This is a genomic window from Vaginella massiliensis, assembly GCF_900089075.1.
GTDB lineage: Bacteria > Bacteroidota > Bacteroidia > Flavobacteriales > Weeksellaceae > Weeksella > Weeksella massiliensis_A.
This window is the reverse complement of the sequence record NZ_LT593746.1, coordinates 997,999-1,017,271: the sequence shown is the minus strand read 5'-3', so window position 1 is coordinate 1,017,271 and position 19,273 is coordinate 997,999. Positions and strand designations below refer to the sequence as shown.

The 19,273-nt window shown below is 34.4% G+C and carries 21 protein-coding genes, 1 tRNA gene and 1 pseudogene; 13 read left to right on the top strand and 10 right to left on the bottom strand.

Features of this window, described 5'->3' with window-relative positions; genetic code table 11:
* Positions 1 to 5 precede the first annotated feature (5 nt).
* From BN8061_RS12360 to BN8061_RS06095, 6 genes and pseudogenes are all read left to right on the top strand, one after another.
* Positions 6 to 1,073 carry an RHS repeat-associated core domain-containing protein gene (locus BN8061_RS12360; RefSeq protein ID WP_068597395.1) on the top strand — a complete coding sequence of 356 codons (1,068 nt, stop codon included), beginning with the start codon at positions 6 to 8 and terminating at the stop codon, positions 1,071 to 1,073.
* Positions 1,054 to 1,464, top strand: a complete 411-nt coding sequence (locus BN8061_RS06115; RefSeq protein WP_068597393.1) for a hypothetical protein — start codon at positions 1,054 to 1,056, stop codon at positions 1,462 to 1,464. Before BN8061_RS12360 ends, BN8061_RS06115 begins: the two co-directional genes overlap by 20 nt.
* Positions 1,465 to 1,986: 522 nt before the next feature.
* Positions 1,987 to 2,268, top strand: coding sequence for a hypothetical protein (locus BN8061_RS06110; RefSeq protein ID WP_068597391.1), 282 nt, complete (start codon positions 1,987 to 1,989; stop codon positions 2,266 to 2,268).
* Positions 2,269 to 2,274: 6 nt separating this feature from the next.
* Positions 2,275 to 3,360: an RHS repeat-associated core domain-containing protein gene (locus tag BN8061_RS12355; protein WP_068597390.1), complete on the top strand. Its 1,086-nt coding sequence runs from the start codon at positions 2,275 to 2,277 to the stop codon at positions 3,358 to 3,360.
* A 3-nt stretch (positions 3,361 to 3,363) separates the two neighbouring features.
* On the top strand, positions 3,364 to 3,681 hold the full coding sequence (locus BN8061_RS06100) for a hypothetical protein (RefSeq protein WP_068597388.1): 318 nt from the start codon (positions 3,364 to 3,366) through the stop codon (positions 3,679 to 3,681).
* 120 nt (positions 3,682 to 3,801) lie between these two features.
* Positions 3,802 to 4,695, top strand: a pseudogene (locus BN8061_RS06095) (transposase).
* Between the two features lie 1,004 nt (positions 4,696 to 5,699).
* Here the strand turns inward: BN8061_RS06095 and BN8061_RS11880 are convergent.
* The 6 genes from BN8061_RS11880 to BN8061_RS06065 form a co-directional block, all read right to left on the bottom strand.
* Complete coding sequence (locus BN8061_RS11880) at positions 5,700 to 5,852, bottom strand: hypothetical protein (protein ID WP_154662269.1); 153 nt, start codon at positions 5,850 to 5,852, stop codon at positions 5,700 to 5,702.
* Between the two features lie 10 nt (positions 5,853 to 5,862).
* Positions 5,863 to 6,267 (bottom strand): hypothetical protein, encoded by a 405-nt coding sequence (locus BN8061_RS06085; protein WP_068597384.1) that lies wholly within the window; start codon positions 6,265 to 6,267, stop codon positions 5,863 to 5,865.
* Complete coding sequence (locus tag BN8061_RS06080) at positions 6,264 to 7,604, bottom strand: RHS repeat domain-containing protein (protein WP_068597382.1); 1,341 nt, start codon at positions 7,602 to 7,604, stop codon at positions 6,264 to 6,266. Before BN8061_RS06080 ends, BN8061_RS06085 begins: the two co-directional genes overlap by 4 nt.
* A gap of 494 nt (positions 7,605 to 8,098) precedes the next feature.
* A complete protein-coding gene (locus BN8061_RS06075; RefSeq protein WP_068597380.1) occupies positions 8,099 to 8,500 on the bottom strand; it encodes a hypothetical protein in 402 nt (133 codons plus the stop codon).
* Positions 8,501 to 8,511: 11 nt separating this feature from the next.
* Positions 8,512 to 8,757, bottom strand: a complete 246-nt coding sequence (locus BN8061_RS06070; protein WP_068597378.1) for a hypothetical protein — start codon at positions 8,755 to 8,757, stop codon at positions 8,512 to 8,514.
* 53 nt (positions 8,758 to 8,810) lie between these two features.
* Positions 8,811 to 9,077, bottom strand: a complete 267-nt coding sequence (locus BN8061_RS06065) for a hypothetical protein (RefSeq protein WP_068597376.1) — start codon at positions 9,075 to 9,077, stop codon at positions 8,811 to 8,813.
* Between the two features lie 867 nt (positions 9,078 to 9,944).
* Here BN8061_RS06065 and BN8061_RS06060 point away from each other — a divergent pair.
* From BN8061_RS06060 to BN8061_RS06040, 5 genes are all read left to right on the top strand, one after another.
* Positions 9,945 to 10,304, top strand: a complete 360-nt coding sequence (locus BN8061_RS06060; protein ID WP_068597374.1) for a hypothetical protein — start codon at positions 9,945 to 9,947, stop codon at positions 10,302 to 10,304.
* Positions 10,305 to 10,361: 57 nt separating this feature from the next.
* The gene (locus BN8061_RS06055) at positions 10,362 to 11,027 is read left to right on the top strand and encodes a hypothetical protein (RefSeq protein WP_068597372.1); all 666 of its coding nucleotides are present in this window, start codon (positions 10,362 to 10,364) and stop codon (positions 11,025 to 11,027) included.
* A 103-nt stretch (positions 11,028 to 11,130) separates the two neighbouring features.
* Complete coding sequence (locus BN8061_RS06045) at positions 11,131 to 12,045, top strand: Y-family DNA polymerase (RefSeq protein WP_154662268.1); 915 nt, start codon at positions 11,131 to 11,133, stop codon at positions 12,043 to 12,045.
* A 90-nt stretch (positions 12,046 to 12,135) separates the two neighbouring features.
* Complete coding sequence (locus BN8061_RS11760; protein WP_094745873.1) at positions 12,136 to 12,285, top strand: DUF4113 domain-containing protein; 150 nt, start codon at positions 12,136 to 12,138, stop codon at positions 12,283 to 12,285.
* The gene (locus BN8061_RS06040) at positions 12,282 to 12,749 is read left to right on the top strand and encodes a S24 family peptidase (RefSeq protein ID WP_094745872.1); all 468 of its coding nucleotides are present in this window, start codon (positions 12,282 to 12,284) and stop codon (positions 12,747 to 12,749) included. Before BN8061_RS11760 ends, BN8061_RS06040 begins: the two co-directional genes overlap by 4 nt.
* Before the next feature lie 166 nt (positions 12,750 to 12,915).
* Here the strand turns inward: BN8061_RS06040 and BN8061_RS06035 are convergent.
* Positions 12,916 to 12,989: transfer RNA gene (locus BN8061_RS06035), tRNA-Met, on the bottom strand.
* Positions 12,990 to 13,183: 194 nt separating this feature from the next.
* Positions 13,184 to 14,368 (bottom strand): pyridoxal phosphate-dependent aminotransferase, encoded by a 1,185-nt coding sequence (locus tag BN8061_RS06030; protein WP_068597367.1) that lies wholly within the window; start codon positions 14,366 to 14,368, stop codon positions 13,184 to 13,186.
* A gap of 168 nt (positions 14,369 to 14,536) precedes the next feature.
* Here BN8061_RS06030 and tpx point away from each other — a divergent pair, with 168 nt between their 5' ends.
* A complete protein-coding gene (gene tpx, locus BN8061_RS06025) occupies positions 14,537 to 15,070 on the top strand; it encodes a thiol peroxidase (protein WP_235802693.1) in 534 nt (177 codons plus the stop codon).
* A gap of 68 nt (positions 15,071 to 15,138) precedes the next feature.
* Here tpx and BN8061_RS06020 read toward each other — a convergent pair whose 3' ends face one another.
* Positions 15,139 to 15,450, bottom strand: coding sequence for a hypothetical protein (locus BN8061_RS06020; RefSeq protein ID WP_068597364.1), 312 nt, complete (start codon positions 15,448 to 15,450; stop codon positions 15,139 to 15,141).
* Between the two features lie 137 nt (positions 15,451 to 15,587).
* Here BN8061_RS06020 and BN8061_RS06015 point away from each other — a divergent pair, with 137 nt between their 5' ends.
* On the top strand, positions 15,588 to 18,152 hold the full coding sequence (locus BN8061_RS06015) for a TonB-dependent receptor (protein ID WP_068597362.1): 2,565 nt from the start codon (positions 15,588 to 15,590) through the stop codon (positions 18,150 to 18,152).
* A gap of 111 nt (positions 18,153 to 18,263) precedes the next feature.
* On the opposite strand, the gene BN8061_RS06010 is transcribed toward BN8061_RS06015, so the two are convergent.
* Positions 18,264 to 19,220 (bottom strand): coiled-coil domain-containing protein, encoded by a 957-nt coding sequence (locus BN8061_RS06010; RefSeq protein WP_068597360.1) that lies wholly within the window; start codon positions 19,218 to 19,220, stop codon positions 18,264 to 18,266.
* Positions 19,221 to 19,273 lie beyond the last annotated feature (53 nt).

Below are 19,273 nucleotides of genomic sequence, written 5' to 3'. Positions count from 1 at the left end.
GTGATATGAGGCAAAACCACACAGCTACGCTGGCAAGTTTCGATTTGGAAATTCTCAATTTCCAAAATCTCACTCGTCCTTTTGGTTTGAAACATACAGGTTACAATGATTTGACCTTGGGTGTAGAAATTGTAAATAGTAGTGATGTTCGTGTGGGTATAGGTGTAATAAATATGCAAACCTCGGGTAGTGATAGTTATAAGTATAAATACAATGGAAAAGAACTTCAAGATGAGTTGGGATTAGATTGGTATGATTACGGCGCAAGGAATTATGACCCTGCTATTGGTAGATGGGTCGTTGTGGATCCGTTGACGGAGAAGTATTTAATGGATTCTCCTTATTCGTATGCTGTTAATAATCCAGTTTACTTTATAGATCCTGACGGTAAGCAAATTGCTGGTCCTGGTGATGGGACTGGCACAGAGGAAGATCCTATAGAACTTCATGAAGCACTAGTTTTGGGGTCAAAATCTAAAAGCTCTAGCTTTTTTCCAATCAGCATTAATATTCCTCAAATTGATATAAAATCTGCTTTTTTTGGTAACCATGTCGATGGTGCTTATAAACGTATACTATCTACAGAAGATGGTAGAGAAAAATATGGTAAAATGCAGAAAGCTAAAAGAGATGGAGAAAAAGCTGTAGTAGCTTTCTTTGGAGTAATGGCTGCACCTGCGGTATTAGGAGAAGTTGTTGTCTACGGATCTATTAAAGTTGTTGCTGCAAAAGCGATTGTCAGTACAACTGCACAAATTGCAATAAATCAAGATGTGGATGCCATAGATGTAATCGCAGATTCTTTTCTTATACCAGGAGTGTCAGGGGCTGTTGGTGGGGCTGTAGATTTTAAAGCTTCTGAAATGCAATTTAAATTCAACACAGATACTAATACCATCATTATCAATAGTGGAACAAGTTTAATTTCAGGAGGTATGGGTTCAAGATTTAATTCGGCTGTATCTCAAATGCCAACTACAACACAAGCAGCTACTGAAGCAATGATCAGTTTACCAACTGCAATAATAGAACAACAAGCTAATAAATCATATAATGAATATCGAAATAAATAAAACTAAACTATTTATAAGTATTTTTATAAGCATATTTATATCTTATTTTATAGTTGGATATATCTATAGAACAAATTTTAAAACAAAGTATAAATATTCTATAGCAACTTTAACTAAAGTTGAATATGTAGGGAGAAGTGCTACTAATAGAGCTATGTTTACTTACAATTATAACTCCGAAATAAACATTGGCAGATATAATTTTCCAAATGATAGCTCAAGGTACTACGAATCACAAGTAGGAAATAAATTTTTAGTAAAAATGAGTGATAAACATTGGGTTAATAGAATATTTTTCACTTATAAATTATATGCTAATAAACCTGTTCCAGATAGTATAAAAGAAGCTCCATCAGAAGGGTGGAAAGAATTACCTACTTGGGCAAAATAAATAAATTCACAATACCACAAAAGGCAAATGTTTGTTTGCCTTTTGTAATTTCATAAGGTTGCCACATTTTTATTAAAGAAATCCTTAAATTTTTTCTTAGTCAGCATAGTTTCACTCATACCAAAAACAATCGTTTTGTCTTTTTCTTCAAGCTCAGAAATAAGTCAAACCTGTTCGTTTGCAGTTTTATCTTCAAGCGTTATTTCTGTAGGAACTTCATTACCCATGTGTACAATTTGGTCAATCGTAATTCCATAAAATTTAGCAAGTTTATCTAACAAATCAACAGCGAGGGATTTACCGATGGCACGAACGCCGGTGATGACTATACGTACGATGAAAACGATTTTCGAGAAAAAGTTTTAATAAAAGTTTTTAGAAGAAACCGAACGAAGTTCTTTAACAAAAGATATCAACAAAGGAATTTCCGAAATAAAATACAATCACCTAAATTTACCTACAGAAGTTATTTGGAACAGCAACAAAAGGATACATTACGCCTACGATGCAAGCGGTGTAAAGTTGAGAAAAATTGTAACCGATGGTACCAAAGTGACCACCACAGATTATTTAGGTGGATTTCAATACAAAAACAATGATTTACAATTTTTCCCAACATCGGAAGGCTATGTAAATGTGGTGACCAATAAAGTTAGTGGCGGCAGAACTTATAATTATGTTTACAATTACACCGATCACTTAGGGAACGTGCGGGTAAGCTACGCTTGGGATGATACCGAAAGTAAACTAAAAGTAATAGAAGAAACCGAGGAACGAGGTTCGCCGAATACCAATAAAAAATAAAGTGATATGAGGCAAAACCACACAGCTACGCTGGCAAGTTTCGATTTGGAAATTCTCAATTTCCAAAATCTCACTCGTCCTTTTGGATTGAAACACAGAGGTTATACCGATTTGGTACAAGTGCCTGTGGAAATAGGTGTGGGTGTGGGAGTTGAACCTGGAGGAATAGGTGTTATATCTACCGACTATTCGGGGTCTCATTCTTATAATTATAAGTACAATGGTAAAGAATTACAAGAGGAATTCAACATCAACTTATACGACTATGGTGCAAGAAATTATGACCCTGCTATTGGTAGATGGATGAATGTAGATCCGTTGGCGGAACAAATGAGACGCCACTCTCCTTACAACTACGCTTTTAATAATCCTGTTTTCTTCATAGATCCCGATGGGATGATGGCGGAACCGCCAAGAGATTTTAATGGTAATTTGTGGATTGATACTTCTGGTATTTATATGAAGTATGCTAATAATATTGATAATTCATATGTAAATATTGTTGGAGATACTTCACAAGTTTATGATACTACAACAGAAGATTATTATAAAGAAGCATTAATAGGCGATGCTGCTACAGAAAGTGGTGCTAGCTATGCATGGAATAGTGACTTAAGAAGAAATCTTACAGGAGATAAATTTGGTTGTTCTATAGGTGTTGATGGTACAGCAGTTGTTGGATCATCTTTTTCAATAAGTTTTGATTGGATAACTAAAGGTTCCGACAAATCATTTTTCCCCTATCTAGGAATCAATACTTCAGCAAATATAGTTGATGGTGTAAACGGTTCAGTAGATTTAACTTTTTCAAAAGCAAGGCACTCAGGAGGAGTTAATGATGTAAGAGCATCTTCATTACCTGGTCCAGAATATGGAGTTAGTATTGGTGGAAAAATAATTGTAGGAGGAGATATTGGCTATTCATACTCTAATGATGGTAAATATGGGTGGCATCAAGTGAACGCAGGGGTAGGATTAGGTTTAGAAGTTGGAGCTACAGCAGCAAATATCAAAGGATTTGTTAATTATAATTGGTTAAATATCCATACAGGAACTGGGAAAATAAATTATTCTGATGCTTTAAAAAAATAATAAATGAAAAAGACGACTATATCATTTTTTCTAATTTCTAGTATTATACTTTCAATATTTACTATAGATCGTTATTTTAATAATGAAGAGGAAAATATTGCAGGAATTATTTTTCAAATAAAAGAAGGAAGAGGAGGAAATCACTATTATTATGATAAGAATAAATATTTTACAGATGACGAATATTTTGAAAATAGATATTCACATTATTTAGAAATAGGAGATTCTGTTTTCAAAGAAAAAAAAAGTGAAGAATTAAAAATATATAAAAAACAGAAGAATAAATATATTTATGAAAAATCATTTTTTTATAAACTATAAAGAAATAGGGTAGTGTTCCAAATGTGTTGTTAAAAAACCCAACATTCAAAATACAATAAAAGGCAAACGAGGTTGGTAGTATCCCACTAACTTTTTATTATTTTTAAACATTATACAGTTATGATTAACAAAGAAGATTTATTAAACAACAAGGATTTTTTCAAATCCTTTAAGAATGGAGATGATTTAACATCTTTCTTCAAATAACTCCACAAGAAGGCCGTAGAACACATGCTTGATGCCGAACTGGATAGCCATCTGGACAACGAAAAACATGATAAAAGCATCGATGGTAATTATCGAAACGGACATGGAACCAAAAAGATAAAATCCTCATTCGGTGAATCCGAGATAAAAGTTCCAAGAGATCGTGAAGGTAGTTTTGAGCCTGCATTGGTTCCGAAAAGGCACAACATCATTGATGGTTTAGAAAACATCATCATCTCGTTTTATGCCAAAGGAATGAGTGTTTCGGACATTGAAGAGCAGATTAAAGAAATGTATGATTTTGATGTTTCCACTTCGACAATTTCCAGAATAACAAACGCAGTAGCCAGTGAAGTTGTAGCTTGGTAGAATCGACCGTTAGACGATGTTTATCTGATTGTTTGGATGGATAGAAAAGAGTTTTCTGCCGATATGAAACATATTTATACTGCACCCAACAAAGACGCTGCCAAAGCCGCTTTAGAAGATTTTGCCACAAAATGGGAAGGGAAATATCTTTACGCAATCCAATCCTGGAGAAACAACTAGGACGAATTAACTGTGTTTTTTGACTTCCCAATGGAAATCCGTAAAATCATTTATACGACTAATCTCATTGAAAATCTGAACGGAAAAATCAGAAAATATACCAAAAACAAAATGTCTTTTCCTACTGACGATGCGGTATTGAAGTCTGTTTATTTAGCACTCAAGGAATCAACTAAAAAATGGACAATGCCTATTCATAATTGGGGTATTGTTCTTAACCAATTTATGCTTATTTTTGAAAAAAGGCTCAGATTATAAAATCTAAGCCCAACTTTTTAACTTACACACTTTATAGGATAGTGTCAAAATTATCTAACTCACAAATAATTCTTCTATTTGTGAGTTAGATTTAAAGGAGTGGTAAAATTATATTTATTCACTGTCTGAAAATAGGGAAGGCTACAAAAATGGGGAAGTTTACCAAAACACTTCCTCTTCTAGTTTTTTCCGTGTTTTTTTGCTTTTTAATATCTTTTGATTAACAACATATTCATATACTTTTTTAAATCTTTGTGACTCATCATTATTTATACCATAATATTCATTTTTAGACATTTTATAAATAGAGGTTGAATCTTTATGATTTAATATGATATACCTTATGAATGGATTACCTGAATAAGCTTGTTGATTATTTTTTTTTGGAGATAAATTGCCTAAATCCGAGAGAGAAAAAATACACTATCTAACTCTTTAAAATCAGAACATTCCAAAAAAATATAAATAGAATCTTCATTTTGTTTTTCCATATTGAAATAATATAGATAGCCAGTTAAAGAACTAATATTGATAGCTAAGACTATCGCCAATCACAAAATCATAAACAGTTGTACATTTCTCTCTTTTACAAGAAATAAAAATGATTAAAAAACTTAATATAACGAATCTTTTCATAATCCAAATATTCTGTATAAAAGTCGTTTATTATTAATAAAACCTAGCTCTTGTCGTGAATCACCCATTATTATACCCATCATATATCCTCTCATTTCCATAAGATGATCTACGATTTGTTCGTGCTGAGGATGATTTTTATAATTTTGATAAATTTTAGTGTAGTAACCCGAATTGTAATCTCTAACGTGTTGTATTTCGTGCATCATTGTTACTGCTACACGAAATAAGTTTTGAAAAGCATTTTTTTAGAGATTAGATCTTAAATAAAAGTAAATAATGACCATGATTGGTAAAGTAATTATTAAGAAAAAAGGAATTTTCCCCATATCTGCTATATTGCTTATAATACTTTTGCAAAAATAATGTTACTCTATTTCCGTTAGTATTATTGCAATGAGAATAGCAACAGGGTATCCCATAGCACCTGCTGTTGGTAAATATTCTATCCCCTCATATTGTTTATATTTTACAACCATCTTATACATTTTATATGCTACAAAATCAAAAATTACCAACATGTTACTACTATTAAACTATTATTTTTACAACAAAAATCATTAAAGCACAATTAAACATTAGAAAGATATAATATACTATAAAATTTGGGATTCTATCTAAAATTTGGAGGATCTTACTCTTAGCTATTTTATCTTCTATTTTGTAGAGATTTGCTCTTAAATAGTAGTAGATAAGAACCATAAGAGGTAATGTTATAATTATAAAAGCAGGGATTTTACCTAAATCCACTATTTTACTAACAATACTTTTATCAGAAAAATATTGCTCTATTTTTGTTACAATCAACATGATTAGTGGTATAATCGCAAATCCCATAGCACCTGCGGTTGGTAAATATTCTATCCCCTCATATTGTTTATATTTTACGACCCATTTATAAACCTTATAGGCTACAAAATCAAAAACTATCATCATTTATCAAAATTATTTTCTACATAATTATACAAATAATTACCCATAGTTGCTTCTGCTATGGACAATCCCAAACCACAAACAGGACACGCTACAGAAACTCCTACTATAATACCATTGACTGCAAGACGTGTCATTCCTGTATAAACATTGCCATTGTTAAAATCATTATAAATGGTAGCGACTGTTACACCATAACCAACAACAGTTAGCCCCCTACTAATTAATTTAATATTACGGTATGTTGTACCGTTAAGTTCTCGAATACTTAACTTACCTTTTTGTAATTTCGATTTTCCATCTGTTAGATAAATCCCTTCTCTTTTTTCTACTGCTTTTTGTAATTGCCTACCACTTTCGCTTATTAGAGATCCTGTTATAGTTGAACCTTTTACAAAGTTAGAATTAACAAATTTATCTAACGATCCTTCCCATAAAAAACTTGTAGCCTCTTCTAATTTACTTTCTAATTGGCTTAGTGCTGTAATAACAATTTCCTCTAATTCGACAAATCCTTCAAATGGGGGTATATCATTTTCTGTTGAACTAGTATTACTTCCTTTTTTATTATTACTACCTCCTTTATTGTCATTTTTTTTAGAATTATTCCCATTCCCACTACTTGTATCACCAGAGGCAGACCAGTATTCTATTTTAGATACTTGTCCTAACTGTCCTAAAGTAACACCAAAAGCTATTTTGGTATCTCCTATATTACTCTCATCACCACCTCCTTGTGAATCCGCCCCACTCGGGTCTGCCCAATAGACAGGGTTGTTGTCAAAAGCATTGTAAGGCGACATATTATGATGCACCACAGGGTCATGCACCATCCACCGAGCAATTGTAGGGTCGTACATACGCATATCCATGGCGTACCAATCTAAACCAAGGTCATCTTCTAACTCTTTACCATTGTATTTATAATTATAAGAACGAGACCCCGAATAGTCGGTAGATATAACACCTATGCCTCCAGGTTCAACTCCTACACCCACACCTATTTCCACAGGTACTTGTACCAAATCGGTATAACCTCTGTGTTTCAATCCAAAAGGGTAGTAGTGGTTCTCTTCTAGAATTTCTAATTTTCCCCTTTCATCCCAAGCGTAACTCACCCGTACATTCCCTAAGTGATCTGCATAGTTATACACATAATGAAAGGTTTTGTTGTCATTCAATAAATTGCCTAAAACATTCACATACCCCTCTGCATGAGGAAAGAATTGTAGTTTGTTTTGTTCATACTGAAACCCACCTATATATTCTGTGGTAGTAGTTTTACTTCCCTCAGTTACCGTTTTATTTAGTTTACTACCACTGGCATCATAGGTGTACACGATTTTGTTACCATTTGTCCAAAGAACTTCTGTAGGTAAATTTAAGTGATTGTATTTGATTTCGGAAATGTTTTTGTTTAAATCTTGTATTAAAGAACTTCGTTCGGTTTCTTCTAAAAACTTTTATTAAAACTTTTTCTCGAAAATCGTTTTCATCGTACGTATAGTCATCACCGGCGTTCGTGCCATCGGTAAATCCCTCGCTGTTGATTTGTTAGATAAACTCGCTAAATTTTATGGAATTACGATTGACCAAATTGTACACATGGGTAATGAAGTTCCTACAGAAATAACGCTTGAAGATAAAACTGCAAACGAACAGGTTTGACTTATTTCTGAGCTTGAAGAAAAAGACAAAACGATTGTTTTTGGTATGATTGAAACTATGCTGACTAAGAAAAAATTTAAAGACTTCTTTCAGAAAAATGTAGCAACACTATAAATATAAAAATGCCCGCTAGGAGGCGGACATTTTTCTGATGTAAACTTGTACCTTATTTTGATATTTTTCGTTTAATATACTTCCAAGGAAGTAGTAGTAATATAAAAGCTATTCCTGATATTGTAACACGAGATATTTCAGCTTGATTTCTATTGAGTAGATGAAAATAATCGTATTTATAGTTATAATAAATTTTAATTTTATCTCCAATAGAATAATTGATACACTCTTTTTCTGGCAAATTAACCGTATATGTTTTCCCTTTTTTTTCCACTTGTATAAAGGAGTTTATGCGAGGTGCTGCACTACAGCGCTTTTGTGTAATGACATGATGCTCAATTATAAAATTCTTTTCAGTGTTATTATTTTGGATGAAAAAAAATAAAGCATATATGAAAAAGCCCATTGCTACAAGTAAATAAAACCATTGGTTTTTATAATAATAATCACGCATACCTTATAAATTTACTCAACCCCAATTACTTCTAATTCACCTGTAGTAATAGTTCCTTTTGGTTTGTCTTCAGCCGGTGCAGAGTCTTTTTTAAATAATGAATCTGTCAAAGCACTTGTTCCCCCAGCTTTAAAAGCATCGTTTACAGTTTTCACGCCTTGGTAAGCATTTTTATAACTGTCATGTTCTTTCTTAGCTTCCTGATATTTGTTTTTATTTCTTTGCCTTGTCTTTTTACTTCTGTTTTTATCCGCCATTCGTTTTTGTACTTGTTCATTTTATTGGCACTGACATTCATCTTCCTCATTAATTAATTTTCCAATTTATCCACATATTTCATTGGAATTATTTTTCCAACCCCAGCTTCTATCAACCCTCCTGTCAAAGACTTCCAAAAATCATAATCGCCTTCTTTAAGCTGGTCTGTCATTGCATTCTCAACAGTATTTACAAGTACATCAACTCCGTAATTATCATTTCGACAAATATTTTTTTGCCAAAGAATAACATCATACGCATATTCTTGTGCCTGCAAAAACGTACCAACAGAGAAAAGAAGTAGAAATATTCTTTTCATCAAAAATAGATTTTAGTGTTAATTTGCGTTAAAATTATTAAGTTTTTCTTAAATAAAAAACTATTGTCAAATTTATTTACATGTAATTAATATTGTGTAGCTTATTGTTTTAGACAATACATCCATTAGTTTCCAAATTTCCTTTGCCAATTTCAAAAATTCATTTCACAATCGCCACAATTCATTTAGTTTCTTGCAGCTGGATTGTGGCTTTTCATTTTGATATCCGCACTTTTCTACAACACAGTGCTAAAATTCTGTTCCGACATTTTATCACAGCGTTGTTTGACTATTGCATAAAATTAAAATATTAAAAAAGTTAAAAACTGCACATGTAGTTTTTAGTCCAGATTGATAGTAATTAGTTTTACCACAGCTTGTTATCTTGTTTTAAGGCATTCCATTTGTCAAATTTGTTTTAGACTTTAAAACTAAGCAATATGGAAGAAAATCAAAACACCAACAACATGGTAAACAACCAAGAATTTGACCAGTTAAAATATTTAAAAGACCAATTAAAATATTGAGGGTTTGGAGAAGATGAAAAACTTCATCACGATTTAGAAGCTGGGATCAACTCAACAGATCAAAAGTTTGAAATTCAAACTAAATCAGACAAAGCGTTGCCTTGGAATATGGTCGATTTTACGTTGAAATTTAGCAAATCAGAACAGGGCGGAGTTTTTTTTTAATTCTAACGAAGCAAAACTACACAATCAAAAAGGGGAAGAGGTAACGCAGAATTTCAAAGTCAGCAAAGAAAACACTTTTACGGCAAAAGAAGCAGTTAATCTACTAGAAGGTAGGTCAGTTAAAATAGAATTTGTCAACCCTAAAACAGAACTGAAAGAAGATGCATTTGTAAAGTTGAATCTCAAAGAAGAAAAAAATGAATTTGGGAATTATAACTATCAAACATTTTATAAAAATTACGGAGTCGATACTCAAAAAATTGTAGAAAATTCAAATTTGATTTTTGATAAACCCGAATGGAAAGATGATGCAATCAAATCGCTTGAAAAAGGAAATATTGTCAAAGTGAAGTTTGAATTGGATGATAATGTAATCGAAGGTAAAGCATTTCTGAACCCTCAATACAAAACGCTTAATTTATATGATGCAGATATGAATCGTATCAACACAAATAAACCCATTCAAGGATTAGAACAAGACAACGGACAGGATAAAGCCAATGTCAGACAACAAAGTGCTTCAAGAGGCATCTAAAACTTTATAAACGGCACTACTCGAAAGTTGCCGTTTTTTTTAATCAATCAAATAAATATGAAAAAGCTAATTTTAATACCTGTTTTTCTTTCTGCATTAATTTCTTGTGACAACAAAATAAAATCATCCAAAGGCGGAATAGACATGATTTCAAACGTCTATTTTAACGCTTCAAAAGGTTTGGATGAAATTCAAACATATTATGTTACAAAAATCAATTATTCGAATGATTCCATTTTAGAATTGATTCCAGACATTAATTTTCCATCAATCAATATTGAAAGTAATTTTATTTTAGATACCGCTTATTATCCAATAAGTACCAATGCTGAACAAACCTTAATCTCAGATTTATTAGAAAGCAAAGCTTATTCGGTTTTTCAAAAAGAAAATGGTGCTATTTATACCAATGAAGAAATTCCGAATTACGACCATAGAAGACCTTTACCTGATACTATTCTTTTCAAAAAAAAATACAAACGATTCGAGATAAATTCTCCCGATTTGTACTCACGTTTTTACATCTATCAAACCGATACAATTTTGCCTTATTCGCTGTACAAACATGTTGAAAAAGATTATGAAGGTCGATTAGAAAGAATTGACACCTATAATAAAAACACAGATGTATTTGTCACTCTTCAGATAATTCCAAGAAAGAATTGGGATGATGAAGCCGAAGAATTTTTCAATTACAACGATTATGCAAAAAAAGTAAAATAAAACATGAACCATTCATACACGAAAGAAGAAGTCGACCGAATTTCAAACAGTGTTTCTGTCTTAGATCACTTCTTATATCTTGAACAAAAAGGAAAAGTAAAATTTGAAACCAAAAAAGGAAGGGATTTCTTTTTTAAAGCCAATGAAAGTAAATATTCTGTTAACGATAATGGTTTTTTTAGTTTTCAAAATAACGAAGGTGGAAATCTTTTCAACCAATTTTGCTTTGTATGGTGATATGAGTTGGCGTGTAATGACGATTTTATCTAATTATACACCCGAAATTGAAGTGTATTCTATTGATGAAATATTTTTAAAATTCAATGGATTTGAAAACTATAATTTGAAAGAATATGGTCTAAAAATGAAAGCCGATGTACTAAAAAAAACGTTGATTCCTGTATCGGTAGGTTTTGGACCCAATAAAACATTGGCAAAAGTAGCCAATCGTATTGCCAAAAAATTTTCCCAAGAATTAGATGGTGTATATAGTATTGATTCAGATGAAAAAAGAATCAAAGCACTCAAATGGTTAAAAATCGGTGATGTTTGGGGTATTGGAAGACAACATCGTACACGATTAGAAAACATAGGTGTGAAAACTGCATTTGATTTCAAACAACTTCCCGATTCTTTTATTCAAACCGAAATGAGTATCGTAGGATTAAGAATAAAAAAAGAACTTTTAGGGCTTGAATGTCTTGAACTAGAAGCGGTACAAAAGAAAAAAAACATTGCTACAACCCGAAGTTTTGATAAAAGTTTTATTAAAAAATCTGAACTAAATGAAAGGATAAGTACGTTTTCAAGTCGATGTGCCGAAAAGTTAAGAAATCAACAATCATATTGTCAGCAAATAACGGTTTTCATTAGAACTAATTTTTTCACTCAACATAAACCGCAGTATAACAATTCAATCACAATAGATTTACCCGAACCTACAAATTCAAGTATAACACTATCTAAAACAGCAACATATGCTTTAAATTTAATTTATAGAGAGGGTTATGAATATTAAAAAGCAGGTGTAATTTTGGGTAAAATATCACCCGAACCATTCAAGCAATTAAATTTATTTTATAAGGAAGATGAAAAACATAAAGCCTTGATGAAAACAATGGATAAATTGAACCGATCTTTGCCTAATCCCGTTGTAAAATTGGGAAGTCAAGATTTTGGCAGACGAGAAAAAATGAAGCAAGAACACTTATCTCCTCGATATACAACGAATTGGAACGAACTTTTAGAAATAGAATGATGAAGATAACTAAGTTAGATACCAAACTAAAATTTGAAGATTTGGAATTATTAGACATCAAAAATGATGGCGAAATATTTTATGTCGAAATTCACGAAAGTGTAGAGAATGGTTTTCCCTCTCCTGCTTCGGATTTTGTGGGTGAAAAATTAAGTTTAGACGAACGATTTCTAAGCAAACCCGAATGTACTTACATTGCAAAAGCGAAAGGAAATTCAAATTATCCAACAATCGTTACAGGAGATTTATTAATCATTCGATCAGATCTTAATATTGACCACGATGAATTAGGGGTGTTTTCTGTAAATAATTCAAAATTCACCACCAGAAGATTAGACTTGAAATCCAATTCTTTAATTTCAGACAATAAGGATTTCCCAAAAATTCAACTTTCAGATGAAGACACAGTTGTTTCTCTAGGTAAGTGGGTTGCCATTGTAAGAAACGATTTGAGAAGGTTGTAAATTACAATGATCTAAAGAGTAATTGAAGCTAAAATTTTTCAATATTTCGGTTATAAAGAATTTAATTAATTTGAGGTTTATTACATAAAAAAAAGGGACTAACATAATGATTTAGTCCCTTTTTTAGTCCATTAAATCAATAATCTATCGATTATCAATTATTTTGTAGCGAAGAGCAGAATCGAACTGCCGACCTCAGGGTTATGAATCCTGCGCTCTAACCATCTGAGCTACCTCGCCGTTTGGAGTGCAAATATAAAAACTTATTTTGAACTAATACAAGAAAAAAATTAAAAAAAATCGTCCAATTTCGTAACGTAAATCTAACCAATTGATAACTGGACAATTATTACAATAAAAAATGCCCAAAGCAAAAGTAATACTTCTTGCCAGGGCATATCAATACTGTAACTCGAGCCTTATGAAGCTCATTTTTATTCCAACGCCTTTTTTATTCGTTTCATCGCTTCTTCTAATTCATCAAGAGCTGCCGCATACGAAATGCGTATGCAATTGGGCGAACCAAAAGACGTCCCAGAAACCACCGCAACCAATGCTTTCTCGAGCAAATACATGGCAACATCATCGGCATTGTGCAACGTAATCCCTTGAAAGGTTTTACCAAAAAGCGCCGAAACATCAGGAAACAAATAAAATGCTCCTTGGGGCTCATTCACCTTGAAACCGGCTATTTCATTTGCCCATTGAATCATCTTTGCCCGACGCTCTGCAAAAGCATCCACCATATAACGAATTTCTTTGGGGTCTGCCAACAAGGCTGTAATGGCAGCTCGCTGTGCGATTGAGTTGGCCCCAGAGGTAACCTGCCCTTGTAAAGTCTCGCATGCTTTGGCAATCCATTCTGGCGCTCCAATAAATCCGATTCGCCAACCCGTCATCGCAAATCCTTTGGCCAATCCGTTTACGGTTACCGTTTGGTCGTAAACTTCTGGAAAAGATGCCATGCTGGCAATCTTATCTCCGTAGACAATATGTTCATAAATTTCGTCTGAAATGATGACAATATTTTTGTGTTTTGCCAACACCTGCGCAATTGCTTTCAGCTCCTCGGCAGTATACACGCTCCCCGAAGGATTGCAGGGCGAACTGAAAATTATCGCCTTGGTTTTTGGTGTAATTGCTGCCTCGATTTGACTTGCCGTAACCTTGAAATCGTTCTCGATTGTGGTATTGATGAAAACCGGAACGCCCTCAGACAACTCGATAATATCAGAATAACTCACCCAATAAGGCGTAGGCACCAATACCTCATCGCCTTTCGATACAATCGATTGCAACACATTATAGATCGACTGCTTTGCCCCTGTAGAAACCACAATTTGCGAGGGTTTGTAATCGATATGATTATCGCGTCTGAATTTTGTTGCAATGGCTTCTCGCAACTCTTGATAACCTGCAATTGGCGTGTATGCCGACCAATTTTCGTCGATTGCCTTTTTGGCTGCTTCTTTTATAAAATCTGGTGTATTGAAATCTGGTTCGCCAATACTTAGGCTGATGATGTCTAAACCTTGAGACTTCAATTCACGAGCTTTTTGCGTCATTGCAATGGTTGCCGAAGGCTTCAAGTTTTTCAAACGATTCGATAATTGTTCCATGTGTGTAGTTGCATATTTCTTGCGAAGATAGGAATTTGTGTATTTTTATGCGAGGATTTTAGTTTTTTATCCCTTATCTAAATTTAATTAAAAATTTATCGACGGCAATGCGCCTACTTCTTTCAAGATTTAGTACTTTTATATAAAACGTAAAAAAACAAAACGAACATGGAAGAAATGGAACAACCAATCGATGTGCAAATCACCTTCAAAGGAGAAGAGGTAAGAACCAAAGGTATTTTTACACGAGTAGGAGCCTTTGCTCATGACTTTAGCTTGCCAGATAGCAACGGAAAAATGATTTCGCTGTCTGATTTCAAAGGTAAAAAAGTAGTGCTGAACATATTTCCGAAAATCAACACGCCTGTTTGTGCGGCATCTGTACGAAAATTCAACGAAGAAGCAACGAAACTAACCGATACTGTTGTCATCAACATTTCGAAAGACTCGCAAGAAGAAATTGCAAATTTCTGTGCCGCAGAAGGCATCGATAATGTCTATACGCTTTCTGCTGCGAATGATAACGATTTCGAGCTGAACTATGGTGTGGGCATAACCACCGAACCGTTAGAAGGTTTGTTTGCCCGCGTGGTGATTGTGCTCAACCGTCGACACGAAATTTTTCATCAAGAGGTGGTACCAAAAATAGAGCAAGAACCCGATTATGAGAAAGCTTTAGCGGTTTTAAAGGAAATTGAATAAGCTAAAAAACTTAAAAGCCCTTTCGAGTTCGAAAGGGCTTTTACACTATTTATATTATCTATAATCTATCATCTTGGTTTTACCGCTCTGTTTTTTTCTTTCAAAGCTTTCAGTTTTTTCAACTGTTCGTCGGTAAGAATTTTCTTTATCTCAGCTTTCTCTTTTGCACGAATATCGTCCATTCTTTTTCTCAACTCCATCTTATCATTCGCATAAGAATCATGCACCGCTTGTATTTTCGCAACTTGATCATCTGTCAATCTCAGCTCTTTTTTCATTCGCTCTAGAACGTTCTTTCCGTGGTCGTTGTGCTGCGCCTTCAAAGAAACACTTCCGATCGCAAACCCCAACACCAAAATTACTTTTCCTATCGTTTTCATATTCACTTATTTTATGTGTTCGTATACATTAGACATTTTGCCACTCGAAAGGTTTAATTTATAAAAAATTATTTTTAATGTGGTTAAACCTTTATTGCTTTTCATTGTCTAAAAGATTCAAGATAAATATAACAGAAATGAGTTTGAAAAATTTAGGTTTAATGATTTTGAGTCTTTTCACAATTAATGTACTGGCTCAGAATGACATAAAAGTAACCGGACAAGTTACCGACTCGGAAAGTGAGCAAGCCATACAATATGCTTCAGTAATGGTAGAAAACGACACCGACGGCTTCATAGGCGAAGCTATCACAGATGAAAATGGAAATTTTTCGATCGAAACGCCTAATGGCAATTTGGTTTTCATTTTCGAAGCATTGGGCTATACCTCTGCCGAGAAGACCTTTAATATACAAGAGACGAATACCAATCTCGGAAAAATCGCACTCGAAAAAGAAGCCGTAATTGCCTTACTAGGAGCTACAATTGTTGCAGAAAAACCCATCTACAAAGTAGAGCTCGACAAAAAAGTTTACGACATGGCAAACGATCCCATGTCGCAAGGTTTATCGCTATCAGACGCTTTGTCTAATGTACCATCTGTAGAAGTGGATGCAGAAGGAAATGTTTCTTTGCGCGGAAACGAAAACGTGAAATTCTTGGTCGATGGGAAACCTTCTGGAATGCTCGGAATCTCTGACCCAGCCGAAGCACTAAAAAACATTCCGGCAGAGAACGTAGAGCGAATCGAGGTCATCACCAATCCGTCTTCTCGCTACGAAGCATCTGGATCGGCAGGAATCATCAATATTGTTTTGAAAAAAGGAGCCAATACAGGTTTCAACGGTTCTATTACCGCCAATGGCGGCATACCCGAAATGTTGGGTATCAATGCAAACCTGAATTATAAAACTAGAAAATTCAATTGGTTTACGAATTTGGGTTGGCGATATACAAATCGCGAAGGAGAAAACTCGGCATTCGAAACCTCTTATGTGCCAGGCGGAAACAACCGAGCAACCAACAGAAATAGCGAGCGAATCCGTAGAAATTACAACATCAGATTAGGAACAGAATATTATATCGACGATTTTAATACCATTGGCTTATCTGCCGGATATCGTTACAACAACGGAAATAATTACAGCTCGATCATTTACGAAAATTTCGATCAGCAAATGAATTTTCTATCGCGCGAAGGTCGTCATCAGTCGGAAAAGGAATTGGAAAATAACTTCGATTTGGACCTGAATTATAAACACGAATTCGACAAGAAAGGTCACGAATTTAGTTTTACTGGTCGTTTTTCTTATCAAAAAGAAGACGAAGACGGATTTATCTTTACCGATCGTTTGAACGGACTGAACGAACAAGAATTGAGCTTAGAAAAACAAACAACAGCGGTTTTCACTGCCGACTATGTAAGACCTATTGGCGAAAAAGGTAAGTTTGAAGCTGGACTTCGTTCAGATTTTGCCGACACCAAAACGGATAGTAAAAACCACATCATCAATACTGATGGTTCACTTACACCAAATGAGCGTTATTTTGCCAATGTCGATAATCAGCAAAATATTTTTGCGGCTTATACCCAATACGGTAACGCCATCGGAAATTTCCAATATTTCTTAGGTGCTCGGGTAGAGCATTCCGACATTAATATCGAAAATTTTACGCTAAATAATAAAATCAAAAAATCGTACACCGACTTCTTCCCTTCTGCTACGTTGAATTATTCGTTTACCGATAAGAATCAAATACAATTGAGCTATTCGCGAAGAATTCGCCGTCCGATGGGCTTTATGTTGATGCCGTTTTTCAACAGTACCGATGACCGAAACATCCGCTACGGAAATCCAGATCTGAATCCTACCTACACCAATTCATTAGAACTATCTTACATCACCAATATTGGTCGATTGATGATCACGCCGAGTATTTTTTACCAAAAAACAACCGATATGATCAATCAGTTTCAACGTAGAGGAAATGTTTTCAGCGGAGACAAAAATATGCCGACAACGCAATCGCCAAATCCAGAAACAGATTTCCAAAGCATCTACATTACAAGACCTGTAAATGCTGGCGAAGAAGACAAGTACGGTCTAGATCTTACTGCGACGTATCGACCATTCAGATGGTGGAATTTGATGATGAATGTGAATCTTTTTGGGTACAAAAGATCGGGAACTTGGACAGAGGTCAACAACGATTATGTAAACCCCAACACCTATCATCCTGCCCTTAACAACTTAGAGAGCATCACCGATTCTCAAGATTTTTCTGGGGACGGATTCAGCATGAGAGGGCGTTTATCTTCTAATTTCACATTGCCAAAAGATTTCAAAACGCAATTGGCTGTATCGTACAGAGGTCCAATGGAAACAAAACAACAAAAAATTGAAGATAATCTCTCGATGGATTTTTCTTTGTCGAAAGATATACTGAATGGTAACGGAACTATTTCGTTCAACATTCGAGATGTGTTCGACTCTAGAAAACGCGAAGTGACGACCTATTACCGAGACGACGCTGGGAATTTGACAAGCAGCAATTTCAACAGCATGCGTTGGTCTGTGCGATCTTTCAACCTGTCTTTTACTTACCGAATCAAAAGCACTCGAGATCATGACCAAAGACAGCGTCAAGACGGAGACGAAATGATGGGTGGAGAAGAGATGATGGCGGCATCTGCAGGCTAATCTGAATTCTGAACTTCATAAAAAAGAGGCTGTAGTTTGAAACAGCCTCTTTTTTTGTGGAGAATCTTTTCTTCTCCTTTATCGTTTATAACATTCGTCTTTAATCAAAATCTATTTCAATTCGATGCTCGATTGTCCAATTTTGAATCCGTTTTCGTAAACGTCAATTTCGTATTTTCCTTTCGGAAAATCATAATCGACCCAATCGAAACTTACGGTTTGTGCTTCTCCGCTTACATAATTTACCAACATCACGTCAGAATATTTCACCTCGTTGCCGTTGCGCAGTTTCAAATCGCCAAACTCTGCGTCTTTGAAAATCCCTAAAGAACCGTCTGGTTTGTGGATGGCGATATAAAGAGTCTTTTTGCCCGAAGCAACATTGTTGTTGTCCAAATCAAAGGTTACACGGACTTTGTCGATTCTTTTTGCACGCGTTGTTTCAACTTCCTTCCCGCTATTTTTTACCGACAAACCTTTGATGCTATAATTAGACAAAGACAAGGTCGAATTTACGCTTTCTTGATGTTTATCGAAGTTTTCTTGGCTGTTTTTTAGATTTTTTTCGACCGTTTGTTTCTCCACGATGATCGAATCTTTCTGAAGATTCAGTGCCAAATTAGAGGCATTCAACGCTTTGTTTTCGTAGATGAGCTTGGCAATTTGCTTTTTATAATCATTGATATCATCTTGCAACGAAATGATGAGCACTCGAGCACGATTGAGCTCGCCCTCCGAAATTTCTTTGTGGTTGAGAATGCTCTGAATTTGTTTTTGTTTTTCGAAAATCACCAAATCTCGCTCGTTGATGGTGGAGTCTTGTTTTTTCGCCACTTTTTTTACATCCTCATAATCAGACCGTAATACTCTCAATTCTTGTTTCAGAATCTCGCGACTGCGTTCAATATCATTGGCATCTATCGTCAGGGCAGTGCTATGGTTCTTATAATTGATGTTTTGGTAAATGATATACCCGATACTCATTAAAAGCAAAATAGACAAAACCCAAATGGCGATGTCTCTTTTACTCGTTTTGTTATGCTTCAAATTTTCTAAACTATTGTCCATTATAATCTTTAACGAAATTGTATTCGTTCAAAAAAATTAGTTCAATTCGCCTG

Bases quoted from the DNA above. Each gene is read 5' to 3' on its own strand.
- BN8061_RS06010 (WP_068597360.1), bottom strand. From the start codon at position 19,220: ATGGACAATAGTTTAGAAAATTTGAAGCATAACAAAACGAGTAAAAGA.
- BN8061_RS06085 (WP_068597384.1), bottom strand. From the start codon at position 6,267: ATGATGATAGTTTTTGATTTTGTAGCCTATAAGGTTTATAAATGGGTC.
- tpx (WP_235802693.1), top strand. From the start codon at position 14,537: ATGGAAGAAATGGAACAACCAATCGATGTGCAAATCACCTTCAAAGGA.
- BN8061_RS06030 (WP_068597367.1), bottom strand. From the start codon at position 14,368: ATGGAACAATTATCGAATCGTTTGAAAAACTTGAAGCCTTCGGCAACC.
- BN8061_RS06100 (WP_068597388.1), top strand. From the start codon at position 3,364: ATGAAAAAGACGACTATATCATTTTTTCTAATTTCTAGTATTATACTT.
- BN8061_RS06075 (WP_068597380.1), bottom strand. From the start codon at position 8,500: ATGCGTGATTATTATTATAAAAACCAATGGTTTTATTTACTTGTAGCA.
- BN8061_RS06020 (WP_068597364.1), bottom strand. From the start codon at position 15,450: ATGAAAACGATAGGAAAAGTAATTTTGGTGTTGGGGTTTGCGATCGGA.
- BN8061_RS11880 (WP_154662269.1), bottom strand. From the start codon at position 5,852: ATGTTGGTAATTTTTGATTTTGTAGCATATAAAATGTATAAGATGGTT.
- BN8061_RS06115 (WP_068597393.1), top strand. From the start codon at position 1,054: ATGAATATCGAAATAAATAAAACTAAACTATTTATAAGTATTTTTATA.
- BN8061_RS06065 (WP_068597376.1), bottom strand. From the start codon at position 9,077: ATGAAAAGAATATTTCTACTTCTTTTCTCTGTTGGTACGTTTTTGCAG.
- BN8061_RS11760 (WP_094745873.1), top strand. From the start codon at position 12,136: ATGAAAACAATGGATAAATTGAACCGATCTTTGCCTAATCCCGTTGTA.
- BN8061_RS06040 (WP_094745872.1), top strand. From the start codon at position 12,282: ATGATGAAGATAACTAAGTTAGATACCAAACTAAAATTTGAAGATTTG.
- BN8061_RS12355 (WP_068597390.1), top strand. From the start codon at position 2,275: ATGAGGCAAAACCACACAGCTACGCTGGCAAGTTTCGATTTGGAAATT.
- BN8061_RS06070 (WP_068597378.1), bottom strand. From the start codon at position 8,757: ATGGCGGATAAAAACAGAAGTAAAAAGACAAGGCAAAGAAATAAAAAC.
- BN8061_RS06015 (WP_068597362.1), top strand. From the start codon at position 15,588: ATGAGTTTGAAAAATTTAGGTTTAATGATTTTGAGTCTTTTCACAATT.
- BN8061_RS06055 (WP_068597372.1), top strand. From the start codon at position 10,362: ATGAAAAAGCTAATTTTAATACCTGTTTTTCTTTCTGCATTAATTTCT.
- BN8061_RS12360 (WP_068597395.1), top strand. From the start codon at position 6: ATGAGGCAAAACCACACAGCTACGCTGGCAAGTTTCGATTTGGAAATT.